Source organism: Micromonospora sp. BL4, assembly GCF_003667505.1.
Lineage (GTDB): Bacteria > Actinomycetota > Actinomycetes > Mycobacteriales > Micromonosporaceae > Micromonospora.
Map to the genome: position 1 here is coordinate 23,803 of NZ_RCVJ01000135.1, position 22,476 is coordinate 46,278.

Annotated in this window: 23 protein-coding genes; 15 read left to right on the top strand and 8 right to left on the bottom strand. The window is 73.1% G+C overall.

Going from position 1 to position 22,476, the window contains the following annotated elements; translation table 11 throughout:
- The first annotated feature begins 51 nt into the window (after positions 1–51).
- The 6 genes from EAD89_RS15860 (at position 52) to EAD89_RS15885 (ending at position 4,029) form a co-directional block, all read left to right on the top strand.
- Positions 52–873, top strand: a complete 822-nt coding sequence (locus EAD89_RS15860) for a DUF1206 domain-containing protein (RefSeq protein WP_121656663.1) — start codon at positions 52–54, stop codon at positions 871–873.
- A gap of 82 nt (positions 874–955) precedes the next feature.
- Positions 956–2,152 (top strand): mechanosensitive ion channel family protein, encoded by a 1,197-nt coding sequence (locus tag EAD89_RS15865; protein WP_121676267.1) that lies wholly within the window; start codon positions 956–958, stop codon positions 2,150–2,152.
- A 279-nt stretch (positions 2,153–2,431) separates the two neighbouring features.
- A complete protein-coding gene (locus tag EAD89_RS15870) occupies positions 2,432–2,866 on the top strand; it encodes a phage holin family protein (protein ID WP_121656661.1) in 435 nt (144 codons plus the stop codon).
- Positions 2,863–3,270: a DUF3618 domain-containing protein gene (locus tag EAD89_RS15875; RefSeq protein WP_121656660.1), complete on the top strand. Its 408-nt coding sequence runs from the start codon at positions 2,863–2,865 to the stop codon at positions 3,268–3,270. Before EAD89_RS15870 ends, EAD89_RS15875 begins: the two co-directional genes overlap by 4 nt.
- Complete coding sequence (locus tag EAD89_RS15880) at positions 3,267–3,539, top strand: DUF4235 domain-containing protein (protein ID WP_121656659.1); 273 nt, start codon at positions 3,267–3,269, stop codon at positions 3,537–3,539. Before EAD89_RS15875 ends, EAD89_RS15880 begins: the two co-directional genes overlap by 4 nt.
- 286 nt (positions 3,540–3,825) lie before the next feature.
- Complete coding sequence (locus EAD89_RS15885) at positions 3,826–4,029, top strand: cold-shock protein (RefSeq protein WP_007075740.1); 204 nt, start codon at positions 3,826–3,828, stop codon at positions 4,027–4,029.
- Positions 4,030–4,158: 129 nt separating this feature from the next.
- On the opposite strand, the gene EAD89_RS15890 is transcribed toward EAD89_RS15885, so the two are convergent.
- Positions 4,159–4,353 (bottom strand): hypothetical protein, encoded by a 195-nt coding sequence (locus EAD89_RS15890; protein ID WP_121656658.1) that lies wholly within the window; start codon positions 4,351–4,353, stop codon positions 4,159–4,161.
- A 94-nt stretch (positions 4,354–4,447) separates the two neighbouring features.
- Complete coding sequence (locus EAD89_RS15895) at positions 4,448–5,431, bottom strand: aldo/keto reductase (protein WP_121676268.1); 984 nt, start codon at positions 5,429–5,431, stop codon at positions 4,448–4,450.
- A gap of 83 nt (positions 5,432–5,514) precedes the next feature.
- Here EAD89_RS15895 and EAD89_RS15900 point away from each other — a divergent pair, with 83 nt between their 5' ends.
- Positions 5,515–6,309 carry a trans-aconitate 2-methyltransferase gene (locus EAD89_RS15900; protein ID WP_121676269.1) on the top strand — a complete coding sequence of 265 codons (795 nt, stop codon included), beginning with the start codon at positions 5,515–5,517 and terminating at the stop codon, positions 6,307–6,309.
- A complete protein-coding gene (locus EAD89_RS15905) occupies positions 6,306–7,331 on the top strand; it encodes an adenosine deaminase (RefSeq protein WP_121676270.1) in 1,026 nt (341 codons plus the stop codon). The genes EAD89_RS15900 and EAD89_RS15905 overlap by 4 nt, the downstream gene beginning before the upstream one ends.
- A gap of 216 nt (positions 7,332–7,547) precedes the next feature.
- Here EAD89_RS15905 and EAD89_RS15910 read toward each other — a convergent pair whose 3' ends face one another.
- Both EAD89_RS15910 and EAD89_RS15915 read right to left on the bottom strand, forming a co-directional pair.
- Entirely contained in the window at positions 7,548–8,951 is a 1,404-nt protein-coding gene (locus EAD89_RS15910; protein ID WP_199733524.1) for a HAMP domain-containing sensor histidine kinase, read from the bottom strand.
- Positions 8,952–8,980: 29 nt separating this feature from the next.
- A complete protein-coding gene (locus EAD89_RS15915) occupies positions 8,981–9,670 on the bottom strand; it encodes a response regulator transcription factor (protein ID WP_121656654.1) in 690 nt (229 codons plus the stop codon).
- A gap of 73 nt (positions 9,671–9,743) precedes the next feature.
- Here EAD89_RS15915 and EAD89_RS15920 point away from each other — a divergent pair, with 73 nt between their 5' ends.
- Positions 9,744–10,664 carry an ADP-ribosylglycohydrolase family protein gene (locus EAD89_RS15920; RefSeq protein WP_121676271.1) on the top strand — a complete coding sequence of 307 codons (921 nt, stop codon included), beginning with the start codon at positions 9,744–9,746 and terminating at the stop codon, positions 10,662–10,664.
- Positions 10,665–10,821: 157 nt separating this feature from the next.
- Here the strand turns inward: EAD89_RS15920 and EAD89_RS15925 are convergent, their stop codons facing one another.
- Positions 10,822–11,721 (bottom strand): DUF1775 domain-containing protein, encoded by a 900-nt coding sequence (locus EAD89_RS15925; protein WP_158610743.1) that lies wholly within the window; start codon positions 11,719–11,721, stop codon positions 10,822–10,824.
- A gap of 190 nt (positions 11,722–11,911) precedes the next feature.
- On the opposite strand from EAD89_RS15925, the gene thrS reads away from it, so the two are divergent.
- Positions 11,912–13,921 (top strand): threonine--tRNA ligase, encoded by a 2,010-nt coding sequence (gene thrS, locus EAD89_RS15930; RefSeq protein ID WP_121676273.1) that lies wholly within the window; start codon positions 11,912–11,914, stop codon positions 13,919–13,921.
- 167 nt (positions 13,922–14,088) lie between these two features.
- Here thrS and EAD89_RS15935 read toward each other — a convergent pair whose 3' ends face one another.
- Complete coding sequence (locus EAD89_RS15935; RefSeq protein WP_121676274.1) at positions 14,089–14,817, bottom strand: D-Ala-D-Ala carboxypeptidase family metallohydrolase; 729 nt, start codon at positions 14,815–14,817, stop codon at positions 14,089–14,091.
- Between the two features lie 176 nt (positions 14,818–14,993).
- Between EAD89_RS15935 and EAD89_RS15940 the strand changes: the two genes are divergently transcribed.
- The gene (locus tag EAD89_RS15940) at positions 14,994–15,506 is read left to right on the top strand and encodes an HIT domain-containing protein (protein WP_199723400.1); all 513 of its coding nucleotides are present in this window, start codon (positions 14,994–14,996) and stop codon (positions 15,504–15,506) included.
- Positions 15,507–15,543: 37 nt separating this feature from the next.
- Here the strand turns inward: EAD89_RS15940 and EAD89_RS15945 are convergent, their stop codons facing one another.
- Entirely contained in the window at positions 15,544–16,026 is a 483-nt protein-coding gene (locus EAD89_RS15945; protein WP_121654496.1) for a hypothetical protein, read from the bottom strand.
- Between the two features lie 97 nt (positions 16,027–16,123).
- Between EAD89_RS15945 and EAD89_RS15950 the strand changes: the two genes are divergently transcribed.
- Positions 16,124–17,182, top strand: a complete 1,059-nt coding sequence (locus EAD89_RS15950) for an aldo/keto reductase (RefSeq protein ID WP_121676275.1) — start codon at positions 16,124–16,126, stop codon at positions 17,180–17,182.
- 6 nt (positions 17,183–17,188) lie between these two features.
- Here EAD89_RS15950 and EAD89_RS15955 read toward each other — a convergent pair whose 3' ends face one another.
- Positions 17,189–19,345: an elongation factor G-like protein EF-G2 gene (locus EAD89_RS15955; protein ID WP_121676276.1), complete on the bottom strand. Its 2,157-nt coding sequence runs from the start codon at positions 19,343–19,345 to the stop codon at positions 17,189–17,191.
- A 250-nt stretch (positions 19,346–19,595) separates the two neighbouring features.
- On the opposite strand from EAD89_RS15955, the gene pgsA reads away from it, so the two are divergent.
- Genes pgsA through EAD89_RS15970 form a run of 3 tightly spaced genes read left to right on the top strand, consistent with a single transcriptional unit; the run spans position 19,596 to position 22,419 of the window.
- The gene (pgsA, locus tag EAD89_RS15960; protein ID WP_121654511.1) at positions 19,596–20,225 is read left to right on the top strand and encodes a phosphatidylinositol phosphate synthase; all 630 of its coding nucleotides are present in this window, start codon (positions 19,596–19,598) and stop codon (positions 20,223–20,225) included.
- 49 nt (positions 20,226–20,274) lie between these two features.
- On the top strand, positions 20,275–21,201 hold the full coding sequence (locus EAD89_RS15965) for a phosphatidylinositol mannoside acyltransferase (RefSeq protein ID WP_121654493.1): 927 nt from the start codon (positions 20,275–20,277) through the stop codon (positions 21,199–21,201).
- A 57-nt stretch (positions 21,202–21,258) separates the two neighbouring features.
- The gene (locus tag EAD89_RS15970; RefSeq protein ID WP_121654492.1) at positions 21,259–22,419 is read left to right on the top strand and encodes a glycosyltransferase family 4 protein; all 1,161 of its coding nucleotides are present in this window, start codon (positions 21,259–21,261) and stop codon (positions 22,417–22,419) included.
- Positions 22,420–22,476: the final 57 nt, after the last annotated feature.

Consider the following 22,476-nt stretch of genomic DNA (forward strand, 5'->3'; position numbering starts at 1 on the left):
GGCGGCGGTGGCCGACGTTTGGGGATCTCCCGAATCGGAGATTGTGGCGCCATGTCACTCACCCGTAGCGCCGAAGCCACCGCCTCCCGCACGGCGGACAGCCGGTGGCTGGAACTCCTCGCCCGGGCCGGTTTCATCGGCTACGGCATCGTGCATCTGCTCTTCGCCTGGTTGGCGTTGCAGATCGCATTCGGGACGTCGTCCGACGACGGCGACCAGTCCGGCGCACTGCGGACCCTGTCCGCGCAGCCGCTGGGCAAGTTCCTGGTCATCGCCACCGCAGTGGGCCTGCTCGCCATGGCCATCTGGCAGGCCCTGGAGGCGGCGGTGGGGCACCGCGCCGAGCGGGGCAGGGAGCGGGTCGTGGAGCGGCTCGCCTCGGCCGGCCGGACCATCGTCTACCTCTACTTCGCCTGGACCGCGTTCAAGGTCTTCAAGGACGCCGGGTCGAACAGCGCCGACCAGCAGGAGGCGTTGACCGGCAAGCTGATGACCTCCAGCGGTGGTCGCTGGCTCGTCGGTCTGGCCGGGCTGGTGCTCGCCGCGATCGGTGTCGGCCTGGTGATCTACGGCCTGGTCAAGCGGTTCGAGAAGCACCTGAAGACCGGCCAGATGAGCCCGAAGACCCGCAAGCTGGCCCGGCGCCTCGGCATCGCCGGGTACGTCGCCAAGGGCGTCGCGTACGGCATCGCCGGCCTGCTGATCATCGTGGCGGCGGTGAACTACGACCCGGAGAAGGCCCGTGGTCTGGACGCCGCCCTGCGCACGCTGCGCGAGCAGTCCTACGGCACGGTGCTGCTCAGCCTGGTCGCCCTCGGCATCGCGGCCTTCGGCCTCTTCTGCTTCCTCCAGTCCCGGTACCGCAAGGTCTGAACTGGTCGATTCCGGGGCCGTCGGGCATTGTTGGGCTTTTGCCCGAAGCACCGTCGCCCTGCCGGAGGGGAGCAACACACACGTGCAGAGTTACCTCGGAACGGCCGTCGCCGCGCTCGCCGCGGCGGCGGTCGCCCTCTTCCTGGTCGAGATCGTCCACCGCGCCACCCGGCGGTTCGGCCGCCGGTCGCTGCTGATGACCGAGTTGACCGACCACGCGCACCGGCCGTTCCAGGTCGCCGCGACGGTGCTCGCGGTGCAGTTCGCCGCCCGGTTCAGCACCGGGTACGCCGTTGGTGAAGCCTGGCGGCGGATGCTGCTGCACGTGCTCATCCTCGGCGTCATCGCCAGCGTCGCCTGGCTGGTGGCCGCGCTGCTGGTCGTCGTGGAGGACACCGCGCTGGCCCGGTTCCGGGTCGACGTGCCGGACAACCGGCACGCCCGACGGGTACGGACCCAGGTGGTGATGCTGCGCCGGCTGACCATCGCGGTGATCGTGATCCTGACCGTCGGCGTGATGCTGATGACCTTCCCGAGCGTGCGCGGCATCGGCGCCGGCGTGCTGACCTCCGCCGGTGTGGTCGGTGTGGTGGCCGCGCTGGCCGCGCAGAGCCTGCTCGGCAACGTGTTCGCCGGCCTCCAGCTCGCCTTCAGCGACGCGGTCCGACTCGACGACGTGGTGGTCGTCGAGGGGGAGTGGGGCCGGATCGAGGAGCTGACCCTCAGCTACGTGGTCGTGCAGATCTGGGACGACCGACGGCTGATCCTGCCCACCTCGTACTTCACCAGCAAACCGTTCCAGAACTGGACCCGGACCGAGGCGGCGGTGCTCGGCACCGCCGAGTTCGACGTGGACTGGGCGGTGCCGGTGCAGACCATGCGCGAGGAGCTGCGCCGCCTGGTGGAGGGCACCGAGCTGTGGGACGGCCGGGTCTGCGTGCTGCAGGTGACCGATGCCACCGGTGGGACGGTCCGGGTGCGCGCGCTGGTCAGCGCCGCCGACGCCGGCAGCCTGTGGGACCTGCGATGCCTGGTCCGCGAGCACCTGGTGGCCTGGATCCGGGACAACCGCCCCACCGCGATGCCCCGCTTGCGCACCGAGCTGGGCGACGCCGGCAGCAACCTGCCCTGGCAGTGGGTGCAGCCACGGCGGCCGGTGCGCCGGCTGACCGACACCGACGTGCCCGACGACGCGCGCGTCTTCGGCGGCAGCGACGACGGCGACGCCCGCAGCGAAGCCTTCGTCGGCCCCGAAGAAGCCCCCGCCACCCGCTCCTGACCCAAGCTCCCTCCCACCGGAGACCTCCGCTCCCGTGTCCACGGGGTGCGGCGAGGCGTTGGTGGGGCGGGAGAGTGCGGTCCGGTCCGATCCGGGAGGTTTGACCTGGCTTAGGCGGGGGACCTGCTGCCGGACGTCTCTAACGTGATCGGGGCGGCCGGACGCCGCGCCGGGCGGCGCGCAACCGGACAACAGGAACGGCGACCGGGTTGTCGCGCTCGAGGATTGACGGGCGCCGACTCCGGGCATACAGCGCGGTGATGAGGAAAGGAGGACAGCATGGCTGACGTGGCGAACGCCCGCACATCCCACAACGGGAGCGAGCCCTCCACCGCCGAGTTGGTGCAGCGGGCCGCCGAGCAGGTCTCCCGCCTGGTGCGGGACGAACTGACGCTGGCCCGGGCGGAGTTGACCCAGAAGGGCAAGCACGCGGGCATCGGGATCGGCCTGTTCGGCGGCGGCGGCGCGCTCGCGTTCTTCGGGCTGGGTGCCCTGGTCGCCACGGCGATCCTGCTGCTCGACCTGGTGCTGCCCGCCTGGGCCGCCGCGCTGATCGTGGCCGTGGCCCTCTTCCTGCTGGCCGGCGTCCTCGCCCTGGTGGGCAAGAAGCAGGTCAGCCGTGCGGTCCCGCCGGTTCCGGCGGCCACGGTCCGCAGCCTCCGCGCTGACGTGGACACCGTCACCGCCGCGGTGAAGGACAGGGGACGGGCATGACGGGCAACGGGACGGGTGACACCGAGGCGCTCCGTGAGGAGATCCGTCGCACCCGGGTCGAGTTGGGCGAGACGATGGAGGCGCTGGCCGCCAAGGCCGACGTCAAGGCGCGGCTGAAGGAGTCCGCCGGGCAGGCGCGGGAGCGGATGCGCGAGCAGGCGGCGCAGACCGTGGCCCGGGTTCGCGGGCAGGCGGTGCAGAACGTGGCCCGGGTTCGCGGGCAGGCCGTGCGGCGCGCCGAGGTTGCGCGAGCGCAGGCGCACGACAAGGGTGAGCTGGTGCGCGCACAGGCCCACGAGAAGAGCGAGTTGGTTCGACGCAACCCGGTGCCATGGGCGGCCATCGCCGCCGGTGCGGTGGCGACCGTGGTGGTGCTGATGATCGTGCGGGGGAGGCGTAGGTGAGCAAGGGTATCGGCAGGGTCGCGTACCGACCGGCCGGCGTGCTGCTGGGTATCGCCGCCGGTGCGGTGGCCGGCGCGATCTTCCGGCAGGTCTGGAAGGTCACCGCGGGCGACGGCGAGGCGCCCAGCGCCACCGACGAGGACCGTGGCTGGGGCGAGATCCTGGCCGCGGCGGCGTTGCAGGGGGCCATCTTCGCGGTGGTCCGGGCCGCCGTGGACCGGGGTGGCGCGGTTGGCGTCCGCCGGATGACCGGCCACTGGCCGGACTGACCAGCGCAGCGACATCGGCCCCCTGTCCGCATCGACGGACAGGGGGCCTTTCGCACGGCATCGCACGCCGCCCAGCGATCTCGGACATCCGTCAGGTCACATGTCGGAGAAATTCGTCGGAGAGGTCGTGCAGAGTTTTTGCGTACGTGATTTGCTGTTGCCGCTGTTGCGAGATGGCGTGGGTTGAGAGAAGTCTCCTTCGTGGGGCCGCCTCAGACGCCGCTGCTCGAAAACGGCCAATCGGCCGCACGGCGTGCACGGCCGCCAGTTTTAGAAGGAGATACACATGGCGCAGGGAACCGTGAAGTGGTTCAACGCTGACAAGGGCTTCGGCTTCATCACCGTCGACGGCGGGGGTGCTGACGTGTTCGTCCACTTCTCGGCCATTCAGACCAGCGGCTACCGCACGCTGGAGGAGAACCAGCGGGTGGAGTTCGAGATCGCTCAGGGTCAGAAGGGCCCGCAGGCTGAGCAGGTCCGTCCCATCTGAGTAGTGTGGCCGGCCCCCGCCGGCCAGTGGGACGATCCGGCCAGGGGTCGTTGTGAAGCCCCGTATCCCGTCCGGGATACGGGGCTTTCCACGTCCCGGCACCACTGTGGAGAGCGGCGAGCCGCCCGGTCAGCGTCGACGGCGCGAGCGCAGGCCGAGCCAGAGCAGCACCAGCCCGACCACGGCCACGACCGGGCCGAGCACCGCCCAGACCTGCTGGTCGGTCATCACGCTGCCGCTGACGTAGCCCAGGCCCTGCACCGTCCACACCGCACCGATCACGACCGCCAGCAGGCCGAGGGTGAGCGGAAGCCAACCCCTCATCGCGTCTCCCCTCCGCGGGGCCGGGCGGCGCGCCGCCCCGCCCCGCCAGCATCGCCGACCGGGCGACGCGGTGCGAGCACTGAGGGCGCGCGGGTCACCACCGGTCGTGCACCTGCGGGCGGATCAGCTCGTCGTAGACCTCGCGTACGCCGGCCAACTGCTCCGCCGAGAGCGGCGACAGGTCGGCCGCCGCCGCGTTGCGCCGGGCCTGGTCGGCATCCCGGGCGCCGGGGATGACGACGGTGACGCCCGGCTGGTCCAGCACCCACCGCAGCGCGAACTGCGCCATCGTGCGGTCCGCGTCGACCAGCGGCGCCAGCCGGCGTACGGCGGCCAACCCGCGCTCGAAGTCGACGCCGGAGAACGTCTCGCCGACGTCGAACGCCGCGCCGTGCCGGTTGAAGTTGCGGTGGTCGTCGGCCGGGAACTCGGTGTGCTCGTCGTAGCGGCCGGAGAGCAGACCACTGGCCAGCGGGACCCGGGCGATGATGCCGACCCCGGCGGCAGCGGCGGCCGGCAGCACCTGCTCCAGCGGCTTGTGTCGTACCGCGTTGAGGATGATCTGGACGCTGGCCACCCCGGGCCGGGCGATCGCGGTGAGCGCCTGGTCGCAGGTCTCCACGCTGACCCCGTACCCGGCGATGGCCTTCTCGGCGACGAGGGTGTCCAGGGCGTCGAAGACCGCGTCGTCGGCGAAGACGGCCGTGGGCGGGCAGTGCAGCTGGACCAGGTCCAGGGTGTCCATCCCCAGGTTGGCTCGGGACCGGTCGGTCCACTGCCGGAAGTTGGCCAGGGTGTATTCCTCCGGCCGCTGCTCCACCCGGCGACCCATCTTGGTGGCCACGGTCAGCCCGGCGTCGGGTCGGGAGCGCAGGAAGCGGCCGATCAACTGCTCGCTGCGGCCGTCGCCGTACACGTCGGCCGTGTCCAGGAAGGTGACCCCGGCGTCCACGGCGGCGGCCAGCACGGCCATCGCGTCGTCCTCGCTGACGGTGCCCCAGTCCGCGCCGAGCTGCCAGGCGCCCAGGCCGACCATTCCGACGGTCCGGCCGAGCCGGTTGAAGCTGCGCTTTTCCATACCCCGAGCCTAGTGATCGGGTTGCCGGCCTGCCACGCGAGCCGTACGGTAAATAAGACGGACGTACGGTTTGGGAGGCGACCATGTGGGATCCGACGACGTACCTGCGCTACGGCGACGAGCGGTCCCGGCCGTTTCACGACCTGGTCGCCCGGATCCCGGCCGAACGACCCCGCACGGTGGTCGACCTCGGCTGCGGTCCCGGCCAGCTCACCGCCACCCTCGCCGAGCGCTGGCCCGCGAGCCGGGTGGTCGGCCTCGACTCCGCACCGGAGATGATCGACCGGGCCGCGGCGCTGGATGCTCCGGTCGACTTCGCCGTCGCCGACCTGCGTGACTGGCGGCCCGCCGGCGACGAGGACGTCGTGGTCACCAACGCCGCGCTCCAGTGGGTCCCCGGCCACCAGGCGCTGCTGCGCCGCTGGGCCGTCGAGCTGCCCACCGGCGCCTGGCTCGCCATGCAGGTCCCGGGCAACTTCGACGCCCCCTCGCACCGGGCGCTGCGCGAGGTCGCCGACCGGCCGCGCTGGCGGGCTGAGTTGGCCCCGCTGCTGCGCGCCGACCCCGTCGACGACCCGGCCGACTACGCCGAGCTGCTGACCGGTGCCGGCTGCGCCGTGGACGCCTGGGAGACTACCTACGTGCACCTGCTGCCGGCCCGGCCCACCGCCGACCACCCGGTGCTGGCCTGGATGGAGGGCACCGCGCTGCGCCCGGTCCGGGCCGCCCTGGACGCCGCCGGCTGGTCGGCCTTCCGGGCCGAGCTGGGGGTACGCCTCGCCGCCGAGTACCCGGTGCGGCAGGGTCAGGTGTACTTCCCGTTCCGCCGCGTCTTCGTCGTCGCCCGCACCGGCGACCGTGCCGAGGAGAACCTGTGACCGACCTGCCCACCTTCATCGCCGGACTGCCCAAGGTGGAGCTGCACGTGCACCACGTCGGCTCCGCCTCGCCCCGCATCGTCGCCGAACTGGCCGCTCGGCACGAGGGCCGCACCCCGGTGCCGGCCGACCCCGAAGCGCTCGCCGACTACTTCGAGTTCCGCGACTTCGGGCACTTCATCGAGGTCTACCTGAGCGTGGTGGACCTCATCCGCGACCCCGAGGACGTCTGGATCCTCACCCACGAGGTGGCCCGCGAGCTGGCCCGCCAGCGGGTCCGGTACGCGGAGCTCACCATCACCCCGTACTCGCACGTGCGCCGGGGCATCCCCGCGCCCGCGTTCTGCGAGGCGATCGAGGACGCCCGCAAGCGCGCCTCGGTCGACTTCGGCCTCGACCTGCGCTGGTGCTTCGACATCCCCGGCGAGGCGGGCCTTCCGGCCGCCGAGGAGACGCTGCGCATCGCGCTGGAGGAGCGTCCGGACGGGCTGATCAGCTTCGGCCTGGGCGGCCCCGAGATCGGCGTGCCCCGGCCGCAGTTCCGCCCCTACTTCGACCAGGCCCGTGCGGCCGGGCTGCGGTCGGTGCCGCACGCGGGGGAGACCACCGGCCCGCAGACCGTCTGGGACGCGCTGAACGAGCTGGGCGCCGAGCGGATCGGGCATGGCATCTCCGCCGCGCAGGATCCGGAGCTGCTCACGTACCTGGCCGAGCGGCAGATCGGGATGGAGATCTGCCCGACGTCCAACGTGCGGACCAGGGCGGTGGCCAGCATCGACGAGCACCCGCTGCCCCGGCTGGTCGAGGCCGGGCTGCTGGTCACCATCAACTCCGATGACCCGCCGATGTTCGGCACCACCCTCAACGACGAGTACGCGGTGGCGGCCCGGCTGCTCGGGGTGGGCCCGCAGGGGCTGGCCGGGCTGGCCCGCAACGGGGTGGCCGCGTCCTTCCTCGACGAGACCGGCAAGCAGCGGATCACGGCCGAGATCGACGCCCACCTCGCCACCGTCAGCGGCTGAGCCGTACCGAGGGAGCAGGGCGCGCGGCGGGAGCGTGGGTGTGGGGGGACCTGGACTCCCGCCGCGCGCGCGGCTCCACCGGCCGGTGGGTGCGCGGTGCGCTGGCCGGTGGAACTGGTGGGTTCGTGCCCTGATCCTGACAGCCCGCGGCCGCTTCGCGACCGTCGTTAACCGCGATCTAAGGAAGACTTGCGCCGGCGCACAGCCCGGGGCCGGTCAGTCGTCGGTGGGGCGCTGGCGGGGCCAGCGCCGGCCGGTGGTCTTCTGCTCCCGGGCGTCCCGCGCCATCCGGCCGACCAGGCCGAACCGGTTGACCTGCCGGGGCGTCGCCTCCGGATCGGCGAGCAGCATGACCACGCTAGCTCCGCCCAGCCGGGCGCGGTCGATGCTCACCGACCCGTTGGCCTGCAACGACACCCGCTTGGCGATGTCCAGGCCGAGCCCGGTCGAGCCCTGGTCGCTGGCGCCGCGGCGCAGCGCCCGGTCCGGGTTGGCGATGCCGGGGCCGGCGTCGTCGATCCGGATCGCCACGTAGCCGTCCCGTCGGGACACGGCCACCTCGAACGCGGTGCCCTGCGGCGTGTAGCGGAAGACGTTGCCGATCACCGCGTCCAGCGCGGCGGCCAGCTCGGCACGCGGCACCGGCGCGGGGATGCGCAACTGCGCGCCGTTGACCCGGTGCGGCCGGTTCTGGTCGCCGGCCAGCGCCGCCCAGAACACCATCCGGTCCCGGACCACCTCGCTGACGTCACACATCGCCGGCCCGGCCTCGTGTGCCACCGCCTTGCGGGTGGTCTTGATCAGCACGTCGATCTCACCCTCCAGGGTGACGATCGCCTGCCGGATCCGCCGGATGCCCCGGCGCCGGTCCAGCTCCGCCTCGGAGAACGAACCCACACTGGTGTCGTCGGACTCCAACGCCTCCGCATCCAGCCGCAGCACGGTCAGCGGGGTCCGCAGCCGGTGCGACAGGTCCGCCACCAACTCCCGCTCGTCGGTGCGGGCCGCGTCCAGCCGGTCGGCCATCCGGTTGAAGGCGTACCCGGCCTCGGCCAGCTCGCGTGGGCCGGTCGGCTCCACGCGTACCCCCAGGTCGCCGTCGCCGATCGAGAGCGCGGCCTTGACCAACCCCCGGGTCGAGTCCACCGCGCGGGCGGCGACCCGGTCGACCACCAGCACCGCCGCGCCGGCCATCGCCGCGCCGACCGCGAACAGCAGCAGCCAGGTGCCACCGGCGCCCTCACCCAGCGTCGAGTCCGGAACGAAGACCTCGACCACGGCCGTCCGGTCGCCGAGGACCACCGGGTCGAGCCGGACCACCCCGCCGTTGACGTCGACCACCAGCGAGCGCCGGTCGGCACGTGCCTGGTCCAGGTCGGCGTCGCTGGCCCGGCCGGCGGACTCGTCGAGACCCAGGCCGTGCACCACCGGCCGGGCCGGTGCGCCCTCGGCGCTGGCCACCACGGCCCGCTCGACCACCGCGGGCTCCGTGCTCACCGCCAGCGCCCCGGTCACCAGCGCGCTGCGTCGGGCGGCGTCGCCGATCGCCTCCTCCCGGGTCTGCTCGCGCAGACTCAGGCCGAGCGGGATCAGGAAGGCGAGCGCGACGAGGCTGCACATGCCGGCCGTGAGCAGGGCCAGCGCCGTCCTCAGTCCGGTGCCACCAGCCGGAATCCGACCCCCCGCACGGTGCGCAGGTAGCGCGGCTTCGCCGCGGACTCGCCCATCTTTCGGCGAAGCCAGTACAGGTGAACGTCGATGGTCTGATCCTCGCCGACCGATGGCTGCCGCCATACCTCCTCCAAGAGCTCCCGGCGGGACACTACCCGCCCGGGTCGTGCGGCGAGATACGCCAGCAGGTCGAATTCCTTGCGGGTCAGCGCCAGCGGCTCCCCGTCGAGGTGGGCGCTGCGCTCGCCGGCATCCACCCGCAGGCCGCCGACGGTGTGCACCGCGGGCTGCACCGTCCGGCTGGCCCGACCGGCCCGGCGCAGCACGGTGGTGATCCGGGCGTCCAGGTGCGCACCGGTGAAGGGCTTGACCATGTAGTCGTCGGCGCCGGCGCGCAGCAACTTGACCACCGACTGCTCGTCGTCCCGCGCGGTGGCGATGATGATCGGGATGTCGGTGATGCCGCGCAGCATGCGCAGCGCGTCCGAGCCGTCCAGGTCGGGCAGGCCCAGGTCCAGCACCACCAGGTCAGGTGTCTCCGCGGCGACCCGGCGCAGGGCGTCCAGCGCGGTGCCCACGGCGTGCACGGCATGCCCCCGGTCGGCGAGGGACCGCAGCATCGCGCCGCGTACGACGTGATCGTCTTCGACCAGGAGCACGGAGGCCACCCCAAGACCGTACTTGGCCTGGCAAGTTGATCGCGTTGCGGCGTACCTGACGAGCGGGCAAGCTGGTACGACGATGTCCTTCACCCTGTTCGCCGATGCCCGCCTGGCGCTCGCCCGGGACAGCCTCGCCGGTCTCTCCACCGGCGACGCGCTCGGCGCGCGGTACTTCGTCCCCGGGGCACGCCCGGCGGATCTCGCCGCGGGCGTCCTGCCGCCGGCGCCCTGGGAGTGGACCGACGACACCGAGATGGCCTGCTCGGTCCTCGCCGGGTTGGCCGAGTCCGGTGGCGTCGACCGGGACCGGCTGGCCCTGTCGTTCGCCCAGCGCTGCGATCCGCGTCGCGGCTACGGCGCGGGCGCGATGCTGATCCTGCGGCTGATCCGCACCGGCACGCCGTGGCCGGTGGCCGCCGCGTCCGCCTTCGACGGCCAGGGCTCCTGCGGCAACGGCGCGGCGATGCGGGTCGGCCCCCTGGGCGCGTACTTCGCCGATTCGACCGTCCGCGCGGCGGCCCAGGCTCGCGCCTCGGCCGAGGTGACGCACGCGCACCCGGAGGGGATCGCCGGTGCGGTCGCGGTGGCGGTCGCCGCCGCGCTGGCCGCACGGGCCCGCCTCGACGGGCACCGGCCGGCCCCGGAGCGGCTGCTCGCCGGGATCGCCGGCGCGGTCGATCCGGGAACCGAGGTGCACCGCAGCGTGCACCGGGCGGCCGGGCTGCTCGGCCGGCCGCTGTCCCGGGTGGTGGCGGCGCTCGGCAACGGCTCGCGGGTGACCGCTCAGGACACCGTCGGCTTCACCCTCTGGGTGGCCGCCACCCACCTGGACGACTACCCGGCGGCGATCCGGGTCTGCGTGCAGGCCGGCGGGGACGTGGACACCACGGCCGCCATCGCGGGAGCGGTGGTGGCCGCGCACACGGGAGTCGGTACCCCGGGCGGGGTGCCCGAGTCGTGGCTGGCCGCCCGCGAGCCGCTACCCAACTGGCTGCCCTGACCACCGCGGCTGCCTCGATCGCCCGGCCGCGCGGGGCCGTCGGGCGGCAACTGACCACCCTGACGCTCCGGTCGCGCTGGCCGTGATCAACTCGGCTTTCTGCACGTCGGGCCGTCCGCGCGACGTGGACGCCGCGGTATCCGGGAACCCGAGTGGATCACCGAGAAGCGGCGGCCGGTTCGGCCCGCGGGGCGGGTTCGGCGGGCGTCGCGGTGTCGTCGGCGCGGCCGGTGATCTCGGCGAGGGTCGCGGCCCCGTCCGGATCACCGGTCACCTCGGCGAGCGCGGTGGCCTCGTCCGGGCCGCGTCGACGCCACCGGCTGACCAGCCAGCCGATCGCCGCGCCACCGCCCAGGCCGGCCAGCAGGCCGGCGGCCAGCATCCCGTCGGCGTTGCCGGACTCCTCGTCGGCACCGTCCGCCCGGGCCGGCGGTGCGGCGTCCACACCACTGCCCGGCGCCGCCGGTGCGCCGGCCGCCGGGGCGCCGTGCCCACCGTGCGCGGCCGGTCCCGCCCCGCCGGCGGCCGCCGGCAGCAGGGTGAGCGCCGGAGCCCGGTGCGCGCCGGTGGCGTCCGCCCACCGGACCACCGTCCCATCGGCGTACGTCTGCACGACCTCGAAGGTGAGCCGCTCGACCTGCGGCATCGGCCCCATGGAGAGCGCCAACCGGGCCGGCCCCGGGTCGCTCGCACCGACCCGGACCCAGGTCACCGCCGTGGTCACCGTGCTCACCCCCGAGGAGTGGATGCCGGCCACCGGCTTGTCCAGGGTGCGGGAGCTGATCCGGGGCGCCCAGCCGTCCACCGACATGGGGTAGACCTCGGCGATCGGCGTGTCGTCCGGCAGCCGGACCTCGATCTGCTTGGTCTTTGTGCCGGCCCGCTCCTCCGGAACGCTGAACTCCAGCCGTACCGCGTCGCCCTGCCGGGCCTCGGTCGGGGTGGTCGTCACGTCCGCCGCGTACGCCGTGCCAGGCCAGAGCAGCAGACCGGCGGCGGCCACCGCGGTCGCCGCCACGATCCGCCGCCGACGGCCACCGCCGTACGTGCTCGCCATCTCGTGCCCCCATCCGTGTCGACGCGGCCGGCACCGGTTTCCGGCCACACCTTCTAGTTCGGCTGCGAGGCGCGAAAGGTTCAACGCCGGCGTTAGGAAGGTGCCCTTCCTTACCTGGGGTGGGTCGACCGATAGCATCGGCAGGAGCCGAGGATCGGCATCCGTTTTCGTACCGCCTGGAGGAGTCACCGTGTCCGCACCCCGTACCCCCGCCGTGGCCGACCCTGTCGTCGTCGCCGCCGGGACCACGGCGGCCGACGCGGTGGCCGCGGCCGGACTGCCCGCGAACGGCCCCAAGGCGATCGTCGTGGTCCGCGACCCGGAGGGTCAACTGCGTGACCTGGACTGGTCGCCGGCCGAGGAGACCGTCGTCGAGCCGGTCAGCCTGGACTCGCCCGACGGGCTCAACGTGCTGCGCCACTCCACCGCGCACGTCCTGGCGCAGGCCGTGCAGGACATCTTCCCCGAGGCCAAGCTGGGCATCGGCCCGCCGATCGAGAACGGCTTCTACTACGACTTCGACGTCGACAAGCCGTTCCAGCCGGACGACCTCAGCAAGCTCGAGAAGCGCATGCAGGAGATCATCAAGTCCGGGCAGCGGTTCCGCCGCCGCCGCTTCGGCAGCCTGGACGAGGCCCGCTCCGAGCTGGCCGATGAGCCGTTCAAGCTGGAGTTGATCGAGGTCAAGGGCGAGGGCCTGGACACCGACGAGGTGATGGAGGTGGGCGGCGGCGAGCTGACCATCTACGACAACCTCGACGCCAAGGAGGACAAGGTCTGCTGGTCGGACCTGTGCCGGGGCCCGCACCTGCCCACCACCCGGCTGATCGGCGCGTTCAAGCTGATGCGCTCGGCCGCCGCGTACTGGCGTGGGTCGGAGAAGAACCCGCAACTACAGCGGGTGTACGGCACCGCGTGGCCGACCCGCGACGAGCTGAAGGCGTACCTGAAGCTGCTGGAGGAGGCCGCCCGGCGCGACCACCGCAAGCTCGGCGCGGACCTGGACCTGTTCAGCTTCCCCGACGAGATCGGCTCCGGTCTGGCGGTCTTCCACCCCAAGGGCGGCATCATCCGCCGGGAGATGGAGCACTACTCGCGGCGCCGGCACGAGGAGGCGGGGTACGAGTTCGTCAACACCCCGCACATCACCAAGGCGCAGCTGTTCCAGACCTCCGGGCACCTGCCGTACTACGCGGACACCATGTTCCCGCCCATGCAGCTGGAGGGCGCGGACTACTACCTCAAGGCGATGAACTGCCCGATGCACAACCTGATCTTCAGGGCGCGCGGGCGGTCGTACCGGGAGCTGCCGCTGCGGCTGTTCGAGTTCGGCACGGTCTACCGGTACGAGAAGTCCGGTGTGGTGCACGGCCTGACCCGGGTCCGCGGCCTGACCCAGGACGACTCGCACATCTACTGCACCCGCGAGCAGATGGCCGGCGAGCTGTCGACGCTGCTCAGCTTCGTGCTGGACCTGCTGCGCGACTACGGCCTGGACGACTTCTACCTGGAGCTGTCGACCCGGGACGACTCGCCCAAGTTCATCGGCGCCGACGAGGACTGGGCGGAGGCGACCGAGGCGCTGCGGACCGCGGCCGCGACCTCCGGCCTGGACCTGGTGCCCGACCCGGGCGGCGCGGCCTTCTACGGGCCGAAGATCTCGGTGCAGGCTCGGGACGCGATCGGTCGCACCTGGCAGATGTCCACCATCCAGGTCGACTTCAACCAGCCGGAGCGTTTCGGCCTGGAGTACCAGGCCGCCGACGGCAGCCGGCAGCGGCCGTTGATGATCCACCGCGCGCTGTTCGGCTCGATCGAGCGGTTCTTCGGGGTGCTCACCGAGCACTACGCGGGGGCGTTCCCGGCCTGGCTGGCTCCGGTCCAGGTGGTCGGCATCCCGATCCGCGAGGACCACACCGACTACCTGCACGGGTTCGTCGCGGCGCTGCGCGCCGAGGGGATCCGGGCGCAGGTGGACGCGGGTGACGACCGGATGCAGAAGAAGATCCGCACGGCCCAGCAGCAGAAGATCCCGTTCATGGTGATCGCCGGGGACGACGACGTGGCCGCCGGCACGGTCTCCTTCCGCTACCGGGACGGCTCGCAGCGCAACGGTGTGCCGGTAGCCGAGGCGGTGACCCACGTCCTCGACGTGGTCAGCTCGCGCACCAACATCGGCCCGTCGGCCGCAGCGGAGTAGCGGAGCCGCCGCACGGCCCGCCCGCCGCCGGCGTGCCGCGGCCTGCTCGCCGCATGATCACGCTCGATCCAGGAAGTAGTGGCCTCCCCGGTGCTGGAGGCCACTACTTCCATGTTCGAGCGCGATCGTCGCCGGGAGGTCGGCGCTCCGGGGGGGTGACTGCCCCGTCAGACGCCGCAGTTCGGCGCCGACCAGCCGCCGACCGCCGCCACGTGGGTGTGATCGTTGTGGTCCGGGTAGCCGGGGCCGAGGATCTGCCCGAAGCCGTGGTAGCGGGCCTGCTGGGCCAGCCGGCAGAACGAGGGGGACCCGACCAGGTCCACCGCGTCGCCGTACAGGTGCCGGCTGTTCGACGCCCCGCCGACCGCGCTGTTGCAGGGGTAGCTGCGGAAACTGCTGCTGATCGCGATGGGCACGTCACCGAGGGCGTGCCGCAGGGCCTGGAGTTTCCACATCGAGACGAGCGCGTTGAACCGCGCGGTGCTCGCCGCGACCGCGCCGCCGGACCAGTCGCTGTTGCACTTGTTCAGCTCGGCGTAGCTGAAGTTGGCCGGGGTGCAGTCGTCGTCCTGGAGGGCGTAGAGCCGGTTGAAGCTCTGCGGGCCGGCGATGCCGTCGGCGGACAGCCCGTACGCCTGCTGGAAGCGGATCACCGCCGATCGGGTGGCCGGGCCGTACGCGCCGTCGATGGTGAGCACGGCCCCGTAGCCGGGGTAGCCGGCGACCCGGATCTGGAGTTGTCGGACGTCCTCGCCGGACATCCCCTGGGAGAGGGTGCGACCCCAGGTGTAGCAGCCGTCGGCGTGTGCCGCGCTTGCGGTGACGGTGATGCCGGCCACCGTGGTGGCGGCGGCGAGCGCGAGCGCCGCGACGATTCTGCCGAGCCGTCGGATCATGGATCCTCCATCGTTATATGGAAGTGTCTGGATGCATGAAATCTTCATGTTCCGACGTCGATCCGTCAACAACTTCCAGCAATCGAGTTTCCCAACGGTGGGTGTCGCGGCCCGCCCGGCCGCCTCCGTAGGATCGGCTCGTGACTGGGGCGGAACGGCAGACGGACAGCGGCGGGATGGCCGACGGCCTGGAGCGGCTCTGGACGCCGCACCGGATGACCTACATCTCCGGCGAGGACCGTCCGGCCGAGGGCTACGAGAAGCCCACCGGGTGCCCGTTCTGCCGGGCTCCCAAGCTGCCGCCCGAGGAGAGCCTGATCGTGGCCCGCGGCGAGCACGTCTTCGTGGTGCTCAACCTCTACCCCTACAACCCGGGGCACCTGCTGGTCTGCCCGTACCGGCACGTCGCCGACTACACCGACCTGGACGGGCCGGAGACCAGCGAGCTGGCGTCGTACACCCAGGCCGCCATGCGGGTGATCCGCAAGGTGAGCAACGCCCACGGCTTCAACCTGGGGATGAACCAGGGCGGGGTGGCCGGCGCCGGCATCGCCGCGCACCTGCACCAGCACGTGGTGCCGCGCTGGGGTGGCGACGCGAACTTCATGCCGGTGATCGGCCGTACCAAGGTCCTGCCGCAGCTGCTGAGCGACACCCGCGACCTGCTCACCGCCGCCTGGCCGTCCTGACCCGTCGCACCGGCGCGCGGCGTGCGCGCCGGTCCGGCTAGCCGGCGCGCAGCAGCTCGACCAGCTCGGGCCAGCTCTCCACCCGGTGTACGCGCGGCAGCAGCGCGGCGTGCGCGGCGACCTCCGCCGGGCGGGGGCGGAACAGGTAGCGGTGCGGCACCGAGTCGAGGTAGCCGAGCACCTCCAGCTTGTCGTCGACGAAGTGGGTCAGCCCGAGCCGTCGGGCGATCGGCGCCTTGTCCGGCCGGGTGCGGCAGAAGTGCAGCCGCTCGACCGGGATGCCGGTGCGGGCCGCGAAGTCGTGGTGGGCGAGCCACTCCCGGGTCCGCCGCTCGGTGGCCTCGCCGCACTTGGAGACCAGGTGCACCTCGTCGAACGCCGGGCCGAGCGCCGCGAGCGCGTCGAACGCCCCGTCGACGGCGGGCGTACGCAGGTAGTGCGCGCCGAAGAACGACGTGTCGGCGTCCTCGTCAGCCGGCTCGATGAGCACGCCGCCGATGTCCACGCCCAGCCGTCGCATGGGCCGATCATGCCGCACGGCACCCCCCGCCGCGCTCCGGCGTCCCCGGCCCGGGAACCGTTACGTCCCGACCTGGCGGAGATGGCACGATCGTTCGATGGCAGTCACGACACGGATGTTGGGGCGCAGCGGCATCGAGGTCAGCGCCCTCGGCATGGGGTGCTGGGCGATCGGCGGCCCCTGGGCCGAGGGGACCCAGCCGCTGGGCTGGGGCGCGGTCGACGACGACGAGTCCGTGCGGGCGGTGCGCCGGGCGCTCGACCTGGGCGTCACCCTGTTCGACACCGCCGACACCTACGGCGCCGGGCACGGTGAGCGGGTGCTGGGGCGCGCGCTCGCCGGCCGCCGGGACGAGGCCGTGATCGCCACCAAGTGGGGCTACACCTTCGACGAGGCGAGCCGGCAGGCGACCGGCGAGGACGCGTCACCGGCGTACCTGCGGCGGGCGGTCACCGACTCGCTGCGCCGCCTGGGCACCGACCGGATCGACCTGTACCAGCTGCACCTGGCCGACCTTCCGGTGCCGCGGGCCGAGGCGCTGATCGGCACCTGCGAGGACCTGGTCACCGACGGCATGATCCGGGCGTACGGGTGGAGCACCGACCACCCCGACCGGGCGACCGCGTTCGGGCACGCGGCGGCCGGCGCCACCGCCGTGCAGCACACCCTGTCGGTGCTGCGTGACGCCCCCGAGCTGCTCGCCGTGTGCGACAAGTACGACCTGGCCAGCGTCAACCGGGGCCCCCTGGGGATGGGGCTGCTCACCGGCAAGTACTCGGCCGCCTCCACGCTGCCCCGCGACGACGTGCGGGGGCTCACCCCGGGCTGGCTGGAGTGGTTCCGCGGTGGCCGCCCGGCGCCGGAGTGGCTGCGCCGGGTGGGCGCGGTCCGTGCCGCGCTCACCGCTGACGGGCGCACCCTGGCCCAGGGCGCGCTGGGCTGGATCTGGGCCCGCAGCGGGCGCACCATCCCCATCCCGGGCTGCCGTACGGTCGAGCAGGTCGAGGAGAACGCCGCCGCGCTGCACCGGGGCGCACTGCCGCCGGATCAGTTCGCCGAGGTGGAGCGCCAGCTGGCCGCTCTGCGCACCGCAGCCCTGCGCGACGCCGACCGGCCGCACTGGCCCCGCCCCACGCACCCCGTCACTCATCCCTGACCGGGGTCAGGTGGTGTGTTCCTTGCGCGCCTGGTCGGCCAGGTGGGCGGGCATGGGGTCGTGGCGGACGAAGTGGCGGCGGAAGGTGCCCGTGCCGGCGGTCATCGAGCGCAGCTCGACGGCGTAGCGGAGCAGCTCGGTGGCCGGCACCTCCGCGCGGACCAGGGTGCGGCCCTCGGCGTCCGGGTCCGGTTCGGTGCCGAGCACCCGGCCGCGTCGGCCGGACAGGTCGCCCATCACCGCGCCCACCGAGCCGTCCGGCACCCGGACGGTCACCTCGTCGATGGGCTCCAGCAGCGCCGGCTGGCCGCGTTCGGCGGCGTCGCGCAGCGCCAGCGCCCCGGCGGTCTGGAAGGCCGCGTCGGAGGAGTCGACGCTGTGCGCCTTCCCGTCGACCAGGGTCACCCGCAGGTCCACCACCGGGTGGCCGGCGACCAGGCCGCGCTCCAACTGGGCGCGGACGCCCTTCTCCACCGACGGGATGTAGTTGTGCGGCACCGCGCCGCCCACCACCCGGTCGACGAACTCGAAGCCGCTGCCGCGGGGCAGCGGCTCCACCTCGATGTCGCAGACCGCGTACTGGCCGTGGCCGCCGGACTGCTTGACGTGCCGACCGTGCCCCTTCGCGGGCACGGTCAGCGTCTCGCGCAGCGACACCCGGACCGGCTCGGTGTCCAGTTCGACGCCGCCGGCGCGCAGCCGGTCCAGCACCACGTCCGCGTGCGCCTCGCCCATGCACCAGAGCACCAGCTGGTGGGTCTCCGGGTTGCGTTCGAGTCGCAGGGTGGGGTCGCCGGCGACCAGCCGGGCCAGGTTGCGGGCCAGGGCGTCCTCGTCGGCCCGGCTGCGGGCCACGATCGCCACCGGCAGCAGCGGCTCGGGCATCTCCCAGGGCGCGATGAGCAGCGGGTCGTCCTTGGCCGAGATGGTGTCGCCGGTCTCGGCGCTGCCCGACTTGGTGATCGCGCAGATGTCGCCGGCCACGCAGAGCGTCACCTCGCGCAGGCTGGCGCCCAGCGGCGTGTAGATGTGCCCGACCCGCTCGTCGGCGTCGTGGTCGGGGTGGCCACGCTCGGCCATGCCGTGCCCGGAGATGTGCACGGTCAGGTCGGGGCGCAGCGTGCCGGAGAAGACCCGGACCAGCGAGACCCGCCCGACGTGCCGGTCGACGGTGGTCTTGACCACCTCGGCGACCAGGGGACCCGCCGGGTCGCAGGTCAGCGGCGGGCGCGGTGAGCCGTCCACGCCGGCCACCGGCGGCAGCTCGTGCTCCAGCGGCGACGGGAACGCGGCGGTCAGCACCTCCAGCAGCGCGTCCAGGCCGACTCCGGTCTCCGCGCAGACCGGTACGACCGGATAGAAGTGACCTCGGGCGACCGCCTTCTCCAGGTCCTCGATGAGCACCTCGGTGCCGATCTCCTCGCCCTCGAGGTACCGGTCCATCAGCGTCTCGTCCTCGCTCTCGGCGATGACCCCTTCGATCAGCTCGTTGCGGGACTCGGCGATGGCCGGCAGGTGCTCCGGGTCCGGCTCGCGCACCTCGGCGGGGTGCCCGGCGGTGTAGTCGAAGACCCGCCGGGTGATCAGGCCGAGCAGGCCGACGGTGGAGACCCCGTCGTCGCCGAGCATCGGCAGGTACAGCGGCATCACGTTGTCGCCGAAGACCCGCTGGCAGAGCGCGACCGCCTCGTCGAAGTCGGCGCGTGGCTGGTCGAGCCGCGCCACGGCGACCGCGCGCGGCATGTCGACCGCCGCGCACTCCTCCCACAGCGCCACGGTGGCCGCGTCCATCCCGCCCGCCGCGGAGACGACGAAGAGCGCGGCGTCGGCGGCCCGCAGCCCGGCGCGCAGCTCGCCGACGAAGTCGGCGTACCCCGGGGTGTCCAGGAGGTTGACCTTGATGCCGTTGTGCAGCAGCGGCGCGCAGGACAGGCTCACCGAGCGCTGCTGGCGCACGGCCGCCGGGTCGTGGTCGCCGACCGTGGTGCCGTCGACCACGTTGCCGGCGCGGGCGATCGTGCCGGTGGCCGCGAGCAACGCCTCGACCAGGGTTGTCTTGCCCGCTCCGGAGTGCCCGACGAGCACCACGTTGCGAACCCTGTCGGGTTCGGTCACCACCGGCGTGCCGCCGGCGGGACCCTTCTCCTGACTTTTCTGCGCCATGGGGCGCACCTCCCTCAGCCGGTGGTTGGTGGCGACCGCCGCGCGACGGGAAGCGGCCCGGGGCGAGTGCGCGGCGATATCCTCCGGTGGTCTGCTGCACAGCGGGAACGGGACGGGCGGACGGGTGAGCTGGCTCACCTCCTGGCTCGATCTCACACCCGTTGCCGGGTAGGCACAAGCCTGCCCCGGGCGGGTCGATGGGACCGGCCGTATCGCCGGAGCTGGGCGGACCGTTATCGTGGGGACCGCCATGGCGAAGATCTTCCAAGTGTCGGCCCGCGCGGGGATGACCCGCGTCGTCGAGCCGATCGCACGTGCCCTGCTCCGCGCGGGCGTCACCCCCAATGCCGTCACCGTTGCGGGCACCGTCGGTGTGCTCGTCGGTGCGCTCGGCTTCGGTGCCCGTGGCCATCTGGTCGCGGGCGCGTTGATCGTGACCGTGTTCGCGCTCACGGATCTGCTCGACGGAACGATGGCCCGGATGAGCGGCGGCTCCACCCGGTTCGGCGCGTTCCTCGACTCGAGCATGGACCGGGTCGCGGACAGCGCCGTCTTCGGAGCGGTCGCCTACTGGTTGGCCACCCAGAACAACCACTCCGGGGTGGCCGCCGCGCTGCTCTGCCTGGCCGCCGGCGCGCTGGTCTCCTACGTGAAGGCCCGCGCCGAGGGGCTGGGCATGACCTGCAACGTGGGCATCGCCGAACGCACCGAGCGGCTGCTCATCGTCGGGGTCGGCGGAATCCTCACCGGCGTCGGCGTCGACCCGGCGCTGGAGATCGCGCTGTGGCTGCTCGCCGCAGTGTCGATCTTCACGGTGGGGCAGCGGATGGCGCACGTCTACCGCCAGGCCCAACAGCTCCAGCCGGACGGCCAGGCGTGAGCGCCGCGAACCACGCGGCACGGCGCGCAACGACCGGCGGCCGGGTCGCGTGAACCTCACCGAGCTGGGCTACATCGCCGGGTGGCGGGTGGTCCGCGCGCTACCCCGGCCGTTGGTGGCGGCGGCGTTTCAGGCGGGCGCGGACCGCGCCCACCGCGCCGGCGGCGGGGGTACGGCCCGACTGCGCGCGAACCTGCGCCGGGTGGTCGGCCCGGACCTGCCCGAGGCCGAGCTGGACGATCTCGTCAAGCGCGGGTTGCGCTCGTACGCCCGGTACTGGATGGAGGCGTTCCGGCTGCCCGCCCTGAGCCGGGCGCAGATCCTGTCCAGTTTCCGGCTCGACGGCGCCGAGCTGCTCGCCGCCGACGTGGCCGCCGGCCGGGGCGCGGTGGTGGCGCTGCCGCACGCCGGCAACTGGGATGCCGCCGGCGCCTGGGTGGCGGCCACCGGTTGGCCGATCACCACGGTCATGGAGCGGCTCAAGCCGGAGGGCGTGTACAAGCGTTTCATGGCGTTCCGAGAGGTCCTCGGGATGGAGATCCTGCCGACCCACGGTGGGCCGCGCCCGGCGTTCGACGTGCTGCTGGATCGCGTACGCGCCGGTGCGGTGGTGCCGCTGCTGGCCGACCGGGACCTCTCCGCCCGCGGGGTGGAGGTGGACTTCTTCGGCGGGAAGACCCGGATGCCGGCCGGGCCGGCCCTGCTCGCGTTGCACACCGGAGCGCCGCTCTACGTGGCCTCGATGTGGTACGAACCGGACGCGGCGTGCGCCTCGCTCGCCGGCCCGCTGCCGGTGCCCGGGCCCGAGTCGGGGCCGCTGGACCAGCGGGTCCGGTCGCTGACCCAGCTGATCGCCGACCGTCTGGCGGCGGGTATCGCCCGGCATCCGGAAGACTGGCACATGTTGCAGCGGATGTGGCTGGACCAGCGGGGGACGGGCGCGGCGCTGCCCTCGCCGGCCGCCGGTCAGGCCTGAGGGGGTGGGTGCACGGTGAGGCGGAGCCCCACGGTCTCGGACGAGGGGCGCTGACGCATGCGGATCGGCATCGTGTGCCCGTACTCGTTCGACGTCCCGGGCGGGGTGCAGAACCACGTGATGGACCTCGCCGAGGCGCTGATCGCGCTCGGCCACGAGGTCAGCGTGCTCGCCCCGGCTGACGAGGACTCTCCGCTGCCGGCGTACGTGGTCTCCGCCGGCCGGGCCGTGCCGCTGCCGTACAACGGTTCGGTGGCCCGGATCGCGTTCGGCCCGGTCTCCACCGCCCGGGTTCGGCGTTGGATCACCAACGGCGACTTCGACGTCCTGCACGTGCACGAGCCGCTCACGCTGAGCCTGTCGCTGCTGGCGGTGCTGTCCGCCCGCGGGCCGGTGGTGGCCACCTTCCACACCGCGATGACCCGTTCGCGGGTGCTGGCCGCCGCGCAGGGTGTGCTCCAGATCGTGCTGGAGCGGATCACCGCCCGGATCGCGGTCAGTGCCCTGGCCCGCAAGGTGCAGGTCGAGCACATGGACGGCGGCGCCGTGGAGATCCCCAACGGGGTGGCGGTGGCCAAGTTCGCCGACGCCGAGCCGTTGCCCGGCTGGCCGGGGGAGTGCACCCCGGGTACGGGCGGCACCCTGGGCTTCCTGGGCCGGTTCACCGAGGCGCGCAAGGGGTTCCCGGTGCTGCGGGACGCCTTCGTGGAGCTGGCCGCCACCCGCCCCGAGCTGCGGCTGCTGGTCGCCGGCCCGGGCGACCGCGACGACCTGTACGACCGGTTCCCGGCCGCGCTGCGCGAGCGGGTGACCTTCCTCGGCCTGGTCTCCGAGCAGGACAAGGCGCGGATGCTGCGCAGTGTGCACCTCTACGTGGCGCCGAACACCGGCGGCGAGTCGTTCGGCATGATCCTCACCGAGGCGCTGGCCGCGGGCACCACGGTGGTGGCGAGCGATCTGGACGCGTTCCGGCGGGTGCTCGACGGCGGGCGGGCCGGTCGGCTCTTTCCCACCGGCGACCCGGCGGGGCTGCGTGACGCGCTGGCCGACCTGCTGGACGATCCGGCCGGGCGGGCCGAGCTGAGCGCCTGCGGCGATCAGGTGGTGGCGAATTTCGACTGGCCGGTGGTTGCCCGCCGTGTTCTGGAGGTATACGCAGCGGCGATCGAGGCAACCGACGGGCGGGTCATCGACCAGGAATGGGTGGGGCTGGGCTGAGCCGGTGTGACGGATGGTGCGGGCGCTGACCGGGTGACCGGCGTGGCCGTGCCCGGA